Source organism: Mucilaginibacter phenanthrenivorans (assembly GCF_024721155.1).
GTDB classification, from domain to species: Bacteria; Bacteroidota; Bacteroidia; order Sphingobacteriales; family Sphingobacteriaceae; genus Mucilaginibacter; species Mucilaginibacter phenanthrenivorans.
Genome location: NZ_JAHVAP010000008.1, coordinates 164899 through 182616 on the forward strand (window position 1 = coordinate 164899; position 17718 = coordinate 182616).

Annotated in this window: 16 protein-coding genes; 9 read left to right on the top strand and 7 right to left on the bottom strand. The window is 40.5% G+C overall.

Features of this window, described 5'->3' with window-relative positions; genetic code table 11:
• From KXD93_RS20195 to KXD93_RS20210, 4 genes are read left to right on the top strand one after another with little or no spacing between them, the layout of a single operon-like run.
• The gene (locus KXD93_RS20195; RefSeq protein WP_258139161.1) at positions 1–744 is read left to right on the top strand and encodes a class I SAM-dependent methyltransferase; all 744 of its coding nucleotides are present in this window, start codon (positions 1–3) and stop codon (positions 742–744) included.
• 5 nt (positions 745–749) lie between these two features.
• The gene (locus KXD93_RS20200; RefSeq protein ID WP_258139162.1) at positions 750–1796 is read left to right on the top strand and encodes a radical SAM protein; all 1047 of its coding nucleotides are present in this window, start codon (positions 750–752) and stop codon (positions 1794–1796) included.
• Positions 1797–1806: 10 nt separating this feature from the next.
• Positions 1807–3267 (top strand): B12-binding domain-containing radical SAM protein, encoded by a 1461-nt coding sequence (locus KXD93_RS20205; RefSeq protein WP_258139163.1) that lies wholly within the window; start codon positions 1807–1809, stop codon positions 3265–3267.
• Positions 3267–4088, top strand: coding sequence for a class I SAM-dependent methyltransferase (locus KXD93_RS20210; protein WP_258139164.1), 822 nt, complete (start codon positions 3267–3269; stop codon positions 4086–4088). Before KXD93_RS20205 ends, KXD93_RS20210 begins: the two co-directional genes overlap by 1 nt.
• 4 nt (positions 4089–4092) lie before the next feature.
• Here the strand turns inward: KXD93_RS20210 and KXD93_RS20215 are convergent, their stop codons facing one another.
• The 6 genes from KXD93_RS20215 to KXD93_RS20240 are packed head-to-tail and all read right to left on the bottom strand — an operon-like array spanning position 4093 to position 11175.
• The gene (locus KXD93_RS20215) at positions 4093–5049 is read right to left on the bottom strand and encodes a hypothetical protein (RefSeq protein WP_258139165.1); all 957 of its coding nucleotides are present in this window, start codon (positions 5047–5049) and stop codon (positions 4093–4095) included.
• Positions 5050–5082: 33 nt separating this feature from the next.
• Entirely contained in the window at positions 5083–6393 is a 1311-nt protein-coding gene (locus KXD93_RS20220) for an O-antigen ligase family protein (RefSeq protein ID WP_258139166.1), read from the bottom strand.
• Positions 6377–7498 (bottom strand): DUF1972 domain-containing protein, encoded by a 1122-nt coding sequence (locus KXD93_RS20225; RefSeq protein WP_258139167.1) that lies wholly within the window; start codon positions 7496–7498, stop codon positions 6377–6379. The genes KXD93_RS20220 and KXD93_RS20225 overlap by 17 nt, the downstream gene beginning before the upstream one ends.
• Entirely contained in the window at positions 7495–8571 is a 1077-nt protein-coding gene (locus KXD93_RS20230) for a glycosyltransferase family 4 protein (protein WP_258139168.1), read from the bottom strand. The genes KXD93_RS20225 and KXD93_RS20230 overlap by 4 nt, the downstream gene beginning before the upstream one ends.
• Positions 8572–8582: 11 nt before the next feature.
• Positions 8583–9545 (bottom strand): glycosyltransferase, encoded by a 963-nt coding sequence (locus tag KXD93_RS20235; protein ID WP_258139169.1) that lies wholly within the window; start codon positions 9543–9545, stop codon positions 8583–8585.
• Positions 9535–11175, bottom strand: coding sequence for a hypothetical protein (locus tag KXD93_RS20240; protein WP_258139170.1), 1641 nt, complete (start codon positions 11173–11175; stop codon positions 9535–9537). The genes KXD93_RS20235 and KXD93_RS20240 overlap by 11 nt, the downstream gene beginning before the upstream one ends.
• A 295-nt stretch (positions 11176–11470) precedes the next feature.
• Here KXD93_RS20240 and KXD93_RS20245 point away from each other — a divergent pair, with 295 nt between their 5' ends.
• Both KXD93_RS20245 and KXD93_RS20250 read left to right on the top strand, forming a co-directional pair.
• Positions 11471–12892, top strand: coding sequence for an oligosaccharide flippase family protein (locus KXD93_RS20245; protein ID WP_258139171.1), 1422 nt, complete (start codon positions 11471–11473; stop codon positions 12890–12892).
• Entirely contained in the window at positions 12889–14100 is a 1212-nt protein-coding gene (locus tag KXD93_RS20250; RefSeq protein ID WP_258139172.1) for a glycosyltransferase family 4 protein, read from the top strand. Before KXD93_RS20245 ends, KXD93_RS20250 begins: the two co-directional genes overlap by 4 nt.
• 6 nt (positions 14101–14106) lie before the next feature.
• Here the strand turns inward: KXD93_RS20250 and KXD93_RS20255 are convergent, their stop codons facing one another.
• Positions 14107–14904 (bottom strand): glycosyltransferase family 2 protein, encoded by a 798-nt coding sequence (locus KXD93_RS20255; protein WP_258139173.1) that lies wholly within the window; start codon positions 14902–14904, stop codon positions 14107–14109.
• Between the two features lie 377 nt (positions 14905–15281).
• On the opposite strand from KXD93_RS20255, the gene KXD93_RS20260 reads away from it, so the two are divergent.
• From KXD93_RS20260 to KXD93_RS20270, 3 genes are read left to right on the top strand one after another with little or no spacing between them, the layout of a single operon-like run.
• The gene (locus KXD93_RS20260; protein ID WP_258139174.1) at positions 15282–15854 is read left to right on the top strand and encodes an RNA polymerase sigma factor; all 573 of its coding nucleotides are present in this window, start codon (positions 15282–15284) and stop codon (positions 15852–15854) included.
• Positions 15855–15857: 3 nt separating this feature from the next.
• Positions 15858–17165, top strand: coding sequence for a hypothetical protein (locus tag KXD93_RS20265; RefSeq protein WP_258139175.1), 1308 nt, complete (start codon positions 15858–15860; stop codon positions 17163–17165).
• A 4-nt stretch (positions 17166–17169) separates the two neighbouring features.
• The gene (locus KXD93_RS20270) at positions 17170–17712 is read left to right on the top strand and encodes a YceI family protein (protein ID WP_258139176.1); all 543 of its coding nucleotides are present in this window, start codon (positions 17170–17172) and stop codon (positions 17710–17712) included.
• Positions 17713–17718: the final 6 nt, after the last annotated feature.

The window sequence follows — 17718 nt, forward strand, 5'->3', positions numbered from 1 at the left end:
ATGGCGAACACAATTGCATATAATACGGAAGTTATGGAGGAGCGCAGAACAAACCAGTTCTTTGGTGATTTATATATTGATCTGCGGCAGGAAGAGAAAAGGGTGATGACCGACGATGAACTGATGTTTTTGCCCAATATTGACCCGGCTCATGTCCATTTCAAAGAATGGCAGATGAGAAAACGATCATCTGAACGCCTAATAAGGTATCTGACGGCGAAGAACAAGCCACTTAATATTTTGGAGATTGGCTGCGGAAACGGTTGGCTATCATCAAAACTGTCAACAATAAAAGACTCAACAGTAACCGGGCTTGACATAAATGAACCTGAAATAATGCAGGCAAACCGGGTTTTGAAAAAAAACAACCTTCAATTTATCCGGGCCGATTTTGCACCTGCGATGTTTGCCGAAAAATTCGATGTTGTATTATTTGCTGCATCTATACAGTATTTTTCGTCATTAAAGAGAATTCTGCAAGATGCGCTTTTGTGTTTGACAGATGATGGCGAGATCCATATCATCGACACAAATTTTTACCGGACCGAAGATGTTACCGGAGCGGCCAGGCGTACGGAAGATTATTATACAACGATGGGCTATCCCGAAATGACTGCGTATTATTTCCATCATACATTAAACGATCTCCGGAGTTTTAATTACAAAGTGCAGTTCAATCCACATGGCCTGCTGAACAAGCTCACGAAGAAGGATCCTTTTTATTGGCTAATTGTAAAACATTAAACAGGATGACCGGCCAATCATTATATAGCACCTATAAGAGATACCGCACTTTAAAAACAAGTGTTATATCGGCTTTGCCTATTGTGATATTAATGCCGCATAGCGCCTGTAATTGTCGTTGTGTGATGTGTGATATCTGGAAGGATAACAAAAACCTGAAGCAGCTTAGCGAGCAGGATATAACCGGGTTGCTTGACTCTCTAAATAGCTTCGGAACACAGCAGGTGTTGATGTCTGGTGGAGAGGCTTTACTCAATGCCAATTTTTTTAAGCTTTGTGAGATCCTTAAAAGACAAAAAATTAAAGTTACGCTGCTTACCACCGGTCTCACCATTAAGAAAAACGCTAGCCAGATCCTGGAGTGGGTTGATGACCTCATTGTTTCATTAGACGGTGACGAGTTTTTGCACGATGCGATCCGAAATATTCCGGGCGCGTTTAATAAATTAAAGGAGGGTGTACAACATATTAAATCCATCAACCCTGACTATAGAATTACAGCCCGTACCGTGATCCACCGGTTGAACTTCAGGAACTGGGAAGCCATTATTAGTGAATCGCGTGCGATGGGGATTAACCAGGTGAGCTTTTTGCCTGCAGATGTAAGCAGCCATGCTTTTAACCGGCAAATGGCATGGGAGGAACCAAAACAACACGAGATCCTGATTTCAGAAAAGGAGTTGCCGGAACTTCTGGAGGTAGTTACACGGATAACAGCTAATGAATCAAATTTTAAAACCCATTTTATCGCAGAATCAAAGGAAAAGATCCGGGACATTTATCAATATTATGCGGCATTTTACGGATTGAATCCATTTCCGTTTAAAAAATGTAATGCGCCGTGGGTGTCGACAGTTATTGAAGCAGATGGCAATGTTCGCCCCTGTTTTTTTTATGATGTGATCGGTAATATTCGTGACCAGTCGCTGGCGGAAATTTTAAACAGCAAGGAAGTTATCAGTTTTAGGAAAACACTTGACGTGGCAACAAATTCCACCTGTATGAAGTGTGTATGTTCACTAAATTTACCACCGCGCATGAGCCTTGCATAGATAATACAGTATGAAGAGTATCCTATTTTCACATTCCTACTTTTTGCGTTTTGACCCTAAGCAGTGGCAGATCGGGCAGCCTTATGCACCATTGGGCACTATATATGCTGCCGCTTTAATGCGGGAGAATAATTATGCTGTATCGCTTTTTGATACCATGTTTGTGAGCGATCCGGAGGAATTGAAACCGGCGCTGGCACAAAGCAAGCCTGATTTTTTTGTGGTGTATGATGACGGGTTTAACTACCTCACCAAAATGTGCCTTACCAATATGCGCGAGGCTGCCTTTAGCATGTTCAAGATGGCGAAGGCCGAGGGCTGCACAGTAATTGTTTCGAGTTCAGATTCAACCGACCGCTACGAACAATATTTAAATGAAGGCGCAGATTTTGTAATAATAGGGGAGGCCGAACAGACATTGTTAGAGCTTACCAATCATATTGAAAATGGACTTTCTGATTTCGATTCTATAAAAGGCCTGACCTATCTTAAAGATGGTAAATTAGTTAAAACTTTAGGCCGGTCGGTGTTAAAGGACCTTGATAGTTTGCCGTTACCGGCCTGGGATTTGGTTGACATTGATCAATACCGCCAAACATGGCTTAAACATGCCGGTTATTTTTCCATCAATATGGGCACCACGCGTGGTTGCCCGTTTAAATGCAACTGGTGTGCGAAGCCCATTTACGGTAACCGTTACAATTCACGCAGTCCTGAAAACGTGGTGACCGAAATTAAGCTGCTAAAGGAGCTTTATCAAATGGATCATATTTGGTTTTGCGACGATATTTTTGGATTGAAGCCGGGTTGGGTAAAAGAGTTTTCGCAACTGTTGCTAAAGGAAAATATTGAGATCAGGTTTAAGATCCAGTCTCGGGCTGACTTGCTTTCTGACGAGGATACTGTTGAGGCGCTTGCGGCATCAGGCTGCGAAAATGTCTGGATAGGTGCGGAGAGCGGTTCCCAACAGATCCTGGATGCTATGGATAAGGGGATCAGTATTGCACAGATCCGTGAGGCAACGCAATTAATGAAGAAGCATGGTATAAAACCATCGTTTTTTATCCAGTTTGGTTACCCGGGTGAATTAAAAGACGATATTCAGCTTACTATCAACATGATCAACGAGCTATTGCCTTTTGAAATTGGGATCTCAGTATCATATCCACTTCCCGGTACGGTTTTCTATGATCGGGTTAAAGCTGATCTGAAGAAAAAAACAAACTGGACCGACTCCGACGAGATGGCGTTGATGTTCAGCAATACATTCCCGCCATCGTATTACAAACAATTGCATAAATACGTTCATCAAAACTATCATAAACACCTTGCGAAAAATAGCCTGGTAAAGCTGATAAGCAATCCGCTGAGTGCCAATTTCAAGAGCATCAGGAAAGCGGCATCTGTTTTGTACCACGCACCGGCAACAATGATAGAAGGTATGAAATTGCGAAAGCTGGAGGAAGCGTAATGGAACCGATAGTGGCAAACATTAATGAGCAACAAGCTGAATCAGCCTTTTCTACACAATCCGTCATTTTTGATGAATTGTACTCTGGTAATACCATCATCAATTATAAAAGAAAGCGGGTACGCGACCATATTTTACAATTTTTAAAGCCTGGCAGCTCAATATTAGAACTGAACAGCGGAACAGGCGAGGATGCCCTGTTCTTTGCTCAAAAAGGGTTTAAGGTACATGCAACCGATATATCTGTTGGGATGCAGGCCGAGTTAAAACGAAAAGTAGCATCAGCCGGATTAAATGAAAACGTAACTACTGAGATCTGTTCTTATACTATGCTGGATCAGTTGCGCAATAATGGTCCATTTGATCACATCTTTTCCAACTTTGCTGGTCTTAATTGTACCAACGAACTGGACAAAGTACTGGGTTCATTTGATAGCTTGTTGAAGCCAGGCGGAACCGTTACGTTGGTTGTATTGCCAAAATTTTGCCTGTGGGAGACGTTAATGCTTTTCAAAGGAAAATTTCGCACTGCCTTCAGGAGGTTTTTTAGCGGCAATGGCGTAAAGGCTCATATTGAAGGTGTTTATTTTAAATGCTGGTATTATCAACCATCATTCATAATTAAACGGCTAAAAGATCAGTTTGATTTGATGGGAGTGGAGGGGTTATGTGCGATAGTTCCGCCATCATACATTGAGGGGTTCGCTGAAAAGCATCCGGCGTTATATAAATTCCTGGTAGATAACGAGGATAAGCTTAAATCATCCTGTCCATGGAAATTCATCGGCGACTATTACATCATCTCCTTAAAAAGGAAATAGCCCCTTAATGTGCCAGGCTTTCCTCGTAACTGCGTAAAACACAGGCTATACGGTTTTCATGCCTTACCAGCAATTTCTTCTGAAAGTTTCTCGGGTCAGGCTTGGCGAAGTGTTTGCCGGTATCCATTCCCATAATTATTCCGTGATTATTGAGCTTTTTTTGCTCCGTTTTTTTGTTCCAGCGGCTACTGGTTATTTTCATCAGCATATTGTCGAGTTTGTCACCTGCCGTATTGTTAAATAACACTTCGGTCATATTCTTTAAAAAGCCGGTTTTAACCGATTTTGCAGAAGCGATCCGCATGTTTTTGTTAGGAAGAAATTCCCTTGTCCATGAGTTTGCTGTATAGAATTTTTCGAATACTGTATCGCCTTGTAGGGGAATCAATGTCGCTATTTCAATTGCTGTATACAGATTTTTCTCCGCGATCTCCATTTGTTGCTCATCAATATAGTAATTCATGCAAAACAGGTGCTCTTTATTAACCAGGAAGGTTAATTTTTTAAAGCAGTGCATTATAGTGCGCGCAATCCAAAGCTTATTTTTAGTGGTAATGATAAACAGATCGATGTCCGATTCATCATCGGCATAGTTTTTTGATAATGAGCCGGATATAGCTATTCCGCGCACATAGGGGAAATGAATCAACAGGCTCCCCACTCTCGCGGCTATCTTAATAAGCTCAGCAGCTTTTTTATTGCCTTCTGTACGGCGTACCGCGAGATAATGATCGTTTTTTAATGTATAGAAATTATCAAACAGGTGAATAGTACCGTTATTTAATAGTAATTGCAATGCGTCATTAAATGCCTCGAAGCAATGCTTGTTTTTAAGGAACAGGTAGATTTCCGCCCGGGTTAAAGGGTAATCGAATAAGTCGAAATAAGCCAGGGTTTCTAATATGTTTTCTTTAATTGGCGACAAGCTCTTATTGATTAGTGGATATGATATATGTTGCATTACCTGTTTATTATTAAAAGATATCCTTTATAATTATGACGGGGTAACCAACTCTTTGGTTGCCAGTGCTGCTAAATAATTATGCTGCTTTTTTGTCTTTTGCCTTGTTGTTTTCTGTTCTCCCGAAAAAAGGAAGAACGGGAAGAAAAAAGCATAGTAAATGATCCCTTTATCCACATCAAGAAAGTTTTCGGAAAATGAAACTGCCACAACGATTATCATGAAAGAAAAAAAAAGCAGATCGCGTTTTTGATAAGATATTCTTATTCCAAATGCCAGGGTTCCGGTATACAACAGGAGGCCCATGATTCCTGATTTTAGCAAAAAACTCAAATATTGATTATGCGCATTCAGATTGTTAATAAAAGAGCTGTATAGTTTGTTTTTAAAGAAATTATCGTGTAAAAGCGGCATTTCCGAACCTGCACCGTATCCCAGAATAGGCTTTTTTGCAATCAGGTCGACAGTAACATGCCACCTGGACAATCGTGAGTCCTCGAGATGAGGCCTGTTGGTAGTGGATAGGTCTTCTGTTAGCTGGGTGATATACCTGTCCCTTAATGTGCCCGACGACAAAACGCCCGCGGCCATTAATATACAAAGTGATGCTGCGATATAAATAAACCTGCGTCGCGCAATTCCGGTGAGCAAAAAATAAGGAACCACAAAAGTCACAATAGCCGCTAAGGGAATACAAACCGATTTTGAGCTGAGTTGAATTAAGCCGATAATGAGGGTTCCGATACAGGCGACATAAAATAACTTTACTTTAAGCACCTGTTCTTTTAAAAAAAGCGAGATCAAATAGATTAAACACAATGCCAGCTGCATGGAAAAAAATGTGGCATGCATGTTTATCGGCTCTGAAAAGTTATGATTGGTAAAAGCGCTGGAAAATAAAATCGATAATGGCAATCCATAGTGCCTGACAGTTATCAACGCATCAAGATATAAATAAACGATGGTGACACAGCAAATCATGGAGAACGATAAAAAGAGCTGTGATCTGTACTTCTTTAAATCCAAGGGATTTAAGAAAAATAAAACCGGGAAAAGGAAAATCACTGAACGTTTCCCTACTTCATTAAAGCCCTGCGATGTATTTGTAGCATAAATTACGGTTAGTAAAGAGATGAAAAATGCTGATTGCAGTATCAATATTCTCCATTTAAATAACGATTTGAAGCGTTCACTTCTTAGGTTAATAATAGTATGCAGACTATAACTTATTAAAATAACGTGGCTATAAAACATGTCGAACGGCAGCGTTGCCATTAACAACATGATGTGGTAATAACTTATTTTATTGGGTATGGTATCGTTTATTTTAAATAACCCGCTCATAATTTGAGTTGTTATGGCATTCAATTATAAACTGCTCATATTGGTCAATTATCTTTTCCCAGTTAAACTGGTATTTAATTTTGTGAAGATTATTGCTCACCATGGTTTGCTCAAGTTCCTTTCGTTGAACGGTTTCCACAAGGTTTCGCACCTCTTTAGCATTTGAAAAATAAAAGGCATCTGAATTAAGCACCGATTTATTGAACGGGTTATTATGAGCAGCAATCAAAGCCTCGCTGGCCATAGCCTCCAGCAGAGATGGATTAGTGCCACCTACGCTATGCCCGTGAAAATACAGGTAGGAATTATTTTGCAGCGCACGTACTTTAGTAGTGTCAAAAATTGACCCTTTAAACTCGATCCGTTCATCATTTTTAAATTTTTGAGTGATATATTTTCCGAATCTGTTGCTGGTATCGCCCAGCACCTTGAAATTACGGTGCGAACTGCTGTTGTTAAAACCCTCTAATATTGTTTCGATATTATTTTCAGGCTCCATGCGTGCCATAAGTAAAAAATAGTCTTCCTTAAGCGCCAGTGTATTATCTACCTGTTCTCGTTCCTCTTCGGAAAATAAATCCGCACCGTAGGGAATATATTTACTGTTGATATTATATTTTTCACCGAGATATGATTTGATAACGAGTGAGTCGGAAATGTAATAATGGCTATATTTTACCGCAAGTTTTTCCGCATACTTCAAAAACTTTTGTACCGATGGCGAGTATTTTGATCTCTTCCATTCCAATCCGTCCATATTGGTGATAATGGTGCTTTTTGCGGGATATAGTTTACCCCAGATAGAGCTGCTGGTATAACCCATTAATAAAACGGCATCAAACTTTTGTTTACGTGCGTCAAGCAGGCAGTTTAAATCATAAATAAATTGGCCCCCGGTTCCCACCAAATATTCAGGGTCATAACAATGCCTTATTTCTACACCGTTCCAGTTATCTTCCTTGTAAGGATGATTATGGGAATTGTAAACGGTGACTGAATGACCTCGTTTTACCAATCCTTCTGAAACATACTCCGAGATATGCTCAAAACCCCCGTAATAATTTGGAACCCCTCTTGTGCCCAATATTGCAATTCTTAGTTTCATGCTGTAGCTGCTAATTGATATGCTTTTAATGTTTGTATAGCGGCCTGTTTCCAGGTGTATTTTTTTAATATTCTATCACGTAAACCTTCATCAAATTGTGCTGCGCTTGCTTGCTCAACAGCCGCCAGGATGCTTGCCGGATCAGCCGGGTTGCAATAAAAGGCATCATTACCAAAATATTCCCGTGTATCGCCTTTGTCCGTAATTACAATATTGCAATGCATAACAGCGGCTTCTATCGAGCTCAATCCGGTAGTTTCAAACCAACTTGGCAATATGTGTACCTTTGCAAGTTGGTAATATTCAAGCAATTGCATTTGAGGGATACGGTCAAGAAACGTAATGTTGTTAGCTGCGATAGTGCGGCACTCGCGATAATAATCGCCCTGGTTAGGAGCGGCAGCGCCGATAAGCACCAGGTTGAATTTGGTATTGTTTAGCGCTTTTATAAGGTTGATGTGGTTTTTACGCCCCTCTATTCTTGCTACACAGATCACCAGGCCTTCATCCTTTTTTATTTCCGGTTCGAATGGAAATTTATCCGGATTAATGCCATTGGGCACTACCAGGTGATCAATTTTGCAGGGGTAGTTTTCCTGTACCCGTTTATATTCCGATTCGGAATTTGGCAATATCATAGTAGCGCGCCGCAGTATCTCAATAATGCTTTTGCGTTGTCCTCTCCATAAGTAGTCATAGCTGGAAAGGTGATCCTTACCCAATACCCAACGGGCTATAGTTTTCAGGTATTCAACGCTGTCGCCGGGCAGGTGGGTAAACAACACGCCAATACCCTTACGATGATTTTTATCAAACTCACTGTAGCTGCACAATATGGTTGACACAACAAATGGTTTGTTGGCCTTTTTGCTATGGTATAAAATATCTGCGGGGCGGATGATGTTAAAAAAATGCAACAGGTCGTATTGCTCATAGGCTATTGTATCTTTTGATAACATTATATCAACTTCAATCCCCATGGCCGTTAGCTGCCCTGCAGTTTGTACCACCTGCACAGTATCGCCCCCGGGAACGGTGTATAAAGTTGATCGTGTTATAAAAGCTATCTTCATTTTCTCTCTTGTTAAAATTTGCCCTGGGTTAGGTTATGCAGCCATGCAATAAATCTTTCGGGCAAGTAACTCACCGTATAGATCAGGTAATTATCCAGTCGCAAAGGGTGCAGGCTGATGGCCCTTGCCATGTTTAGCCGGGCTTTTTCGGGCTGGTAATTGTTTAGCAGAAATTTTTTACCACATAAGGCATAGTAAGCACCTTCTTTTATTTTAGGCGAGTATTGTTTGCCCCCTATCTGGTATAATTTATTCCCCTCGGCTTCGGTTATATTTTTGTTCCTTAACGTTGTGTATTTAATTGAGCGAAACTTACGTGTACGCCATTTCTCATCAATGGTGATGGATTCTGGATTTAGTCTTACTTTAATAAGGGCCTGGGATAAATTACACGCCTTTTCATTTTTCAAGATATTAACCCATAAAAAATGATCTTCGTAGGTATAAGCGTGCTCATTATAGCCGCCTTTATTTACAACCGCCTCCTTTTTATAAAAGACGCTTGAATGAATAAACGGGCAGATGGAGTATTTTAACTGCTGGATCTCCTCGTTAAGGTGTCCCTCCGGGTGATGAGTGAAAATATAATGCCCGTCGGCGTCCATATACTCCACCGCCGAACCGATAATGGTATATTCAGGGTAAGTGGTAATGAATTCATACTGTACCTTTAACCGGTTTGGCAGGCAGATATCGTCTGCATCAAACCTGGCGATATAGGGTGCCCGGGCATGTGCTAAACCTAAATTTAAAGCGGCCGAAACACCTTTGTTTTCCTGCCTGATCATCACAATACGTGAATCATGAAACGACCGGATGATTTTTTCGGTATCATCGGTTGAGCCATCGTTAACTATCAAAAGTTCAAAATCAACAAACGACTGGCCCAGTACTGAAGTGATAGCTTCCCGGATATATTTCCCCGCGTTATAAGCAGGCATTAAAACAGTCACCTTGGGATTGTTAGGATCCATATATGATTGGGGCGTTAGTAGTTTCCTTTATATTGAGCAATAACAGCAATTCAAAAAGCACGATAACCGATAATTGCTCAAACCAGTAATCGGTAAATAATATCATCGTCAGCAGCAACAGTACGGGGATGCCGTAAGTAAGTGTTTTGGTATGTTTGGCGAAAAAGCCTAAATAGTAGACAGTGAATGCCAAAAGCCCCAGTAAGCCATATTCGGCCAATACCTGGTCATATACAGAATAGGGGCTGTTAATCAAAGAATGTAAACCCAAGGTCCGACTGAAAAAATTGAGATATAGATCCAGGTGATTTGTCAGGAAATTATTATTGATATAAGCGTATTTTGGAGAGAAGCTCCCCGCAAACCCCATGCTTGTCGCCCTGTAGGCTAGTTTCGACGAAAAATTACCCATCCCATCACCTGTAACTAACTTTGCGGGGTTCAGCTTCAAAAAATTAAAGGTTTGAAGCATGCTCATTACTTTTCCCGGAAGGCCTGATACGAAAGTTTTTTGAGTAGATAATGAGAGACTTGCCCTGTGTTGATCAATAAATTTCAACAATACTTTCTGACTTGTGTCTGCGTCAACTCGCGACTGATAATAAAATGCGTTGATGTTGGGGGTATCGATAAACACCCTCCCCATTCCGGTTTGCGGTAAGTGTGCTAGCGCAGGGTTCGGTTTTGTTTTTATTACACCTGGTAGTTTTCTAACGCTGTCGAGATAGTGTGCGGCTATTTTGCGTCTTGTCTCCTCGAGTGTTGGAACATTAGTACAAATTGCTGCAGAAGTCGTTTTGGTTGGGTCTTTGCTGGCGGAATCAGCAAGGTTAGCTAACGTCCGCGTAACGTATACATTATTTTGTGGTGAAACCTTTCCCATAAAGGTAGCCAGCAATACCAGGCAGACAACGATCAGGCTTTTTTGATTTTTGCTACTTTTGAAAATAAATAACAGCACGAGTATAAAAACCACTGCCAGGTTGAGAAAGTTGCTTCCAGTAAGAAGCAGTACAGTCATACATACCAGTACCATTGCCGCATTTTTGCGGGTCATGAAATAAATCACACCCATTGCATTTAATGCTGCGTTGGTTAATGATGTATCGAATGTTAGCCCTTTTATAAAATCGCCGGTGCCGATAAAATACTTTTGAAATTCGCCCTGATAGCGGTAGGGGTTAAGGCTGTGCGTCTCCAATATAATAGCCCCAATGTTTAAAAAAGAAACGGCTGCATTTACTATGAAAAAAGCAAGAACTGTATTATGGATCGTTTCTGTTTCGTTGTTTTCTACCGAAAGTTTAACCTGGTGTATGGCCAGCAGGCACATAAACCAAAACCCTATCCCCATAAAAAATACAAGCAGATACCCTGGGTTGTTGTATCCTTTCATTATGAATAGGTTTATAAGGGAAATAAACACGATGAGCAAGTAAAAAAGCGGCAGTCTTGAATTTTTAAAGCTTAATCCAAATTTGAAATTGAAACGGAGCAGATAAATTATAATGACAGCGACAATCTTTACAGCGATTTTTACATTTAAAAAGAGCACCAGGAACAACAGCAACTGCCAGTCCATCTTGTTGATGACCTTTGTTAATTTAAAATCAGCGATACTTTTAAACATTCGCAATCAATTAATCAAGCTTTTAATAGCCACGCAGTAGCTGGTGATTATATAAAACATTACGGCGGGAAAATTGAAAGGGTTGCCTGCTTAAACAGGTCTAACGTGCTATTTTTCTGGTGAAATTTAGCTTTCAGCCTTGCCTAAATATTATATCGCAAAATGTATTTAAGTTGGAGGCAGCCAAAGGAGGGTATTGGCCGTAATTGTTCGTAACCGGGGGGGCTAAAACAACCGCTTCGCGACAAACTAAAAGATAATACTAATTTTATGCATTCAGAAATAAACAGTTTTGGTGAAAAATAAGCTACTGGTCAAGGTCTTTTCTTCAGGTTTGCAAGCCATGTCGGTACAGGTGCTGGGCGCATTTTTCTTTTATTTTATTTCCATTTATATCTCGAAGAACGATTTCGGCGTCATCAGCTGGACAAATGCAGTATCGATATTCATAACCACATTATTGGGGTTTGGATTGGAGCAAGTTGTGGTGCGGCGAATAGCTGCTTCAAGAAGATCTGATTGGGCTGCCGCCGCCTTCTTTTTTCATGCGGTGGTCGGGTTTATCCTAACGTTCGCTTTACTTCTATTCTTTGTGGGGTTGCTGAAGAACCAGGAAAGTATCTACAAAGTGCTTCCATGGTTTTTCCTGGCGCAGGGCATACTTTTTATCGGCATACCGCTGAAACAGTTTTTGAACGCAAAAGAGCAATTTACGCCTTATGGTGTTATTGCTATAGTTAGCAACACGTGCAAAATTGTAACCGCCTGGCTGTTGATGAAGCAGGGCATATTGCATTTGGAAACGATATTATTGATCCTGATCGGTACAGCAGTTTTCGAGCTGTGTTGTTTGCTTATTTATCTGCTTGTGAAAAATTCTTTTAGCTTTAGATTTCAGTTCAGGGCTTACCTCAAACTTATAAAAGAATCATCGTCGCAATATTTATCTGTTATTTTTGATATGAGTTTGTCGCGGATGGATTGGATCTTGCTCGGCATTATGACAAGCAGCAGTGTTTTGGCCGACTATAGCTTCGCTTATCGAGCCTACGAACTTGCCCGTTTGCCTATGTTAATTATGGCCCCAATAATTTTACCACGGTTTGCTCGACTATTGACAAATAATAATGTATTAGATATTTGGTATCAAAAGTATATCAATTCATTTAACATCACTGAACTGTTTTTTGCCGCACTTATTCCGCTCGTGTTAAATATTTTGTGGATCCCGCTACTAAACCTAATTACCAATGGCAAATACGGCGAATCAAACTCATTAGAGTTTTTGATTTTATCGCTTTGTATTCCGCTACAGTTTTTTATCAACACATTATGGTCATTGAGCTTTGGAGCCAAAAAATATAAAGCAGTTTCGTACATCACCATAATATGTGCTGTAGCTAATGTCACTTTAAACTTAATACTGATTTCAAAGTTCACTGGACTCGGCGCGGCTGTTGCATTTCTCGCAACCACGTTGTTGCAGGCCGGTTTATACTACAGGTTGGTACAAAGGGAAATTATGGCGATATCGTTACGTCCCATCGTGATTTTTACCGTGGAAGCAATTGTTATATACTTTATCACAATGGGCATTCATGTTAATTTTATTGTTCAGCTAATTATAGCCATAGTATTATATCTTTTAATTACTTTGTTAACAAGACAGATAACTAAACAGCATCTTAATAATTTTAAGCATTTGCTCTCAAAATGAACATACTCTACCTGTGCGATGAATACCCGCCCGGTAAGCACGGCGGGATAGGTACATCAGTAAGGATGCTTGCGCGGCAAATGGTAAAGCTGGGCCATCATGTTATTGTTGCCGGTTTATATGCGCCGGGCTATGGAGGTGCAGACGAATTTGAAGACGATGGGGTTAAGGTTTATCGTTTTCGAAGAGGTTTTAGTTCAAAAATATTTAGTGATGAGGAGTCGTTAAAGTCGCGTATAGCCACCCGGCTGCTGCAGGTCTCCGGGTTGATGGATCGGGAGATCAGGAAAAGCCTTGCTACTTACAAAATCGAACTGGAACGGCTAATCAAAGACCACCAGATCGATATTATTGAAATGCCGGACTATAACGATTATATCCGTTTTTGCAGCCGGGAAATTCCATTTCCGGTATTGTCAGTTCCTGTTGCCGTTAAATTTCATGGCTCAATAACCTACTTTATAAAGGAGGCAAATGGCCCGCTATCAGGCCATATATTAAAAATGGAACAGGCCATTGTCAGCCAGGCAGCCGCAGTAGTTTCAGTGAGCGAATACACGGCAAAAAAAAGTGCCGCCTACCTCAATTATCCAGGCAAAATTGAAGTTTTATACAATGGCATTAATACTGATACATCTGTCTTAAAAACCAGTAAAAAAACTTATCAGGTTATATTTACCGGTAGCCTGGTGGAAAAAAAGGGAATTTATCAATTAGCAAAGGCATGGAATATAGTAAACAAACATGTCCCTAACGCACGGTTGCTAATTTGTGGCAAAGGCGATCAACAAAAGGTCGCTTCATTCTTTACCAGGGAGGCTAAGGATTCGGTGATTTTTATGGGACATTTACCAATGGAAAAGCTATTTGATCAATTGTCTGCCTCCAATATCAGTGTTTTTCCTTCATATGCAGAAGCCTTCGCTTTGGCGCCCATGGAGGCCATGCTCTGTGGTGCCGCAGTGATAAACTCAAACCGTACATCGGGCCCGGAATTAATTGATGATAATGTAAATGGGGTACTTATTGATCCTGATAGACCGGAACAGATTGCAGAGGCTATATTATATCTTTTGAATAACCGTAATATTTGCGATAATCTTGCTAAAAAAGGGAATGAAACGGTGAAGGAAAAATTTGAAATTACTAAGGTAGCCGAAAAATACATTGAATTTTACGAGAGCGTTTTGAAGGGACGTGTTATATAATGCCGGTTAATATTCAACAACTAAACTCTCATTTGCCGGTTGTTTTTTCTCACCTGTAATTTCCATTTGGCTCAGGAAATGATATTTGCGCCGGGTATGTTTAACAGTGATCTTAGCTATATTCCACCCGGTACGGCCGTCTAAAAAGCCTAAGTAAACTATATAATTTTTAATAAACCCAAAAATAGGGGAGATATAAAGCTTAATTGCACCCGCCTTTTTTCCGGTTCGGAAGTATTTTTTGGCACTCAGGTTTGCATAGTAGCATCCTTTGCTATCAAACTCCTGCACGTTTTTTACTGAATAGTGGTGGATATGGCCTTCGATTTTCTTTTTTTGAATAAACGAGGGCAGTGTCAACGTTTCGTGTACAATGGTTTCTGACCATTTTACAAATTCGCGGTTAAACAGGCGAATGTGATGATCCTTTCCCCAACTGCCGAAGCGTACAGGCTTACCGCCAAAGTATGACCGAAACTTAATGTCATATACAGCCTTTTTATCGTCGAAGTTTAGTTTATGGATGGCACTTATAAGCTCATCATCCGGAACCTCGTCGGCGTCTATGCTTAAGATCCAGTTGTACCTGGCCAACTCTACACCTTTGTTTTTGTTGGCGCCGTAACCTTCCCATGCTTTGTTATAAAAGCGGCAATTTTCATTTAAGCCATTAACTGATGTTTCTGTTTCACTGCCATTATATACTACTATAATATCATCCGTTAATTTGCTCGCTTCTTCTATGCACCCCTTAATTATATCGGCGGCATTTTTAGTAATTATAACAACAGAAACCGGAACCATTTATTTAAATTTAGATGCGCTAAAAAGCATTGTGTTTATAGATTATATCGTGGATTTAAATAAAAGGGTTGCCTGTTACAATTAATTTTTAACGAATCATTTTTTTAACAGTGACAAAGAATAACTTACTATCGTGGATTGGGAAAACGTATTTTATGAATAATAAATAGTGAGTTAATTTAATTTATTGATAAACAGTTATTTATATTGCGGTAATATTTTTTTTAATCATAAAGGCAACCTTTTTTTAATAAGTAACGTGATAGCGTATAGACAATGGGAATTACATTAGCTAACAGGATATAACCCATATGGGAGAAGAAGAGTTACATCAACTGATCGGGGGCTGTATAAAACAGGATAGGAAGTGCCAAAAAATGCTCTATAAAGCTTTCTATGGATTTTCTATGGGCATCTGCCTGCGCTACGCCGGGAACAGGGATGAAGCTGCTGAAGTAATGAATCAGGGCTTTTTTAAAGTTTTTACACATATAGAAAGCTTTGACACAAGCAGGCCGTTTAAAGCCTGGCTGGGAAAGATCATGATGAATGTTTCAATTGATCATTACCGGGCGAACCTTAAAATGGCGTATACCGAGGATCTTGACCAGGCAGAACAAATCAGCGACGGCGATATTGCCGATAAAAACCTGCACTATAATGATCTTTTAGCGATGGTTCAAAAGCTTCCCCAGGCTTACAGGACTGTTTTTAACCTTTTCGCAATAGAAGGTTATTCGCACGAGGAAATTGCGACAATGCTTAACATAAATGCCGGCACATCAAAGTCGAACTTACATAAGGCCAGGCAAAAGCTTAAACAAATGATATTTAAGGCGGATTCGTCTGCCGGAGGAGGTGCTAATTATAATAATGGCATGGATTATACCCCGATCGTTGCTATCAACGCAATAAACATGAATGGCGGTATTTTTAAACAAAGGTATTAGGGAATGAACACAGAGAACGACAAAAGATTGGATGATCTTTTTAAAAAGAAGCTGGAGGACCCGGTCGATGAGATCCGGTACGAGGAGGGTGATTGGGACGCGCTTGAACAAATGCTGGATAAGCCAAAACGGAAGGGAATCATCTTTCTGTGGCCTTTTATCAGCAGTGTGGCGGCTATAGCTCTGCTGTTTTTTGGATGGTGGATGTTTAAAAATCAGGCAGGAACAAAACCAGGTAAAGATCAAACGCAAGTGGCGGCAAGGCATAACAAAGTTGACACCATTGTTGAGCACAACCAGATTGCAGCTCGAAATGTAAAAAAAGATACAATTGTTGAACACACTGCCGCACAAATGCAGGTTGCAGTGAAGAAGAGTAATCCAATTGACACAATAGTTGAGCACAAAGCAATTAAACAAGGCGGCGTGCCGGTAAAAAAAGTAGTTCGCCCGTTTAACGATGACAAAGCGTTGTTCGCAGCTTCGGCTCAAAAGCAACGGAAAGATACTATTATAGAGAAAAATGCTATAAGAAATAACCGGATGGCCGATGAATTGGTTGTGATGAACACAGTGCCTGCAGTAAGCAAAGGAGTTGCAGGCGACAAGGCAGTTAAGTCAATTGAATTGCCACGGCCTGTTGTAAGGCCCGGTGCATCACAAATGGCGGGTTTGAGCAGTAAAAAAGGTAGAACAAGCCTGGCTTACAGGCCGCAATATACATTGAGCATAATAGCTGCACCTGATTTTAATGGCGTCGGCTCGTTTCAGCAAAGCAAAGTAGGTACCAATATTGGGTTAACATTTGCGGTTGGGTTATCGAAAAAGTTTACAGTAACAACGGGTGCGCTGTATTCTGTTAAGCCTTACCTCACCAACTTTAATAATTACAACACCGGTTCTACTTATAAATGGGCGGTCAATCCGATAAATGTTACCGCAGATTGCCGCATGCTGGATATCCCGCTTAACGTTGGTTACCAGGTTTATCACAGGAACCAAAACAAGATCTCTGTTGGAACGGGCTTGTCATCATACCTTATGCTGCATGAAAGCTATAAATTCCAATATGAATATGGTGGCCCGCAAGGCCCCACAAATTATACCGTTGCTAAACCCGGGAAATACTTTTTGGGAATAGTGAACTTAAATGCTACTTATGAAAGACAGGTTACCTCAAAAGTTGGCGTAAGCATACAACCATACTTAAAACTTCCATTGTCGAATGTTGGCTACAGCCAGGTTAAATTACAAACTACAGGTGTCGCCGTGGGGCTCAGCTGGAACTTAAACTCACTAACAAAACCCTAGAAAAATGAAATATATCAGTATTATTTTACTCACCTGGATGATCAATTTCCAGGGAGGTCAGGACCTCTTTGTCTGTAAAAATGCAAAGGTCAGTCTTTATTCGAGCGCGCCGATAGAAGATATTAAGGCCGAAACCTCAACCGGCGCATCGGTATTTAACGCTGCTACCGGCGAATTAAACTTCAGTGTAGCCATCAATAGTTTCAAATTCGAAAAGTCACTGATGCAGGAGCATTTTAATTCGGATTATATGGAGAGCGACAAATATCCGCGCGCCACATTCAAAGGAAAAATAGACAATCACATTGATGTAAGCAAGGACGGAAGCTACCCTGTAAACGTCACCGGCGACCTAACTGTACACAACGTTACCATGAAAAGGACTATCCCGGGTACTATTACTGTAAAAGGCGGAGTTGTGAATATGAAGGCTGAATTTATGGTTAAATGCGCCGATCATCATATCGAGATTCCCAAGATCGTGTTTCACAATATTGCCGAAAGCATTAAAATTAATGTAGCTGCAACATATGCGGCAAATAAATAAATCGTT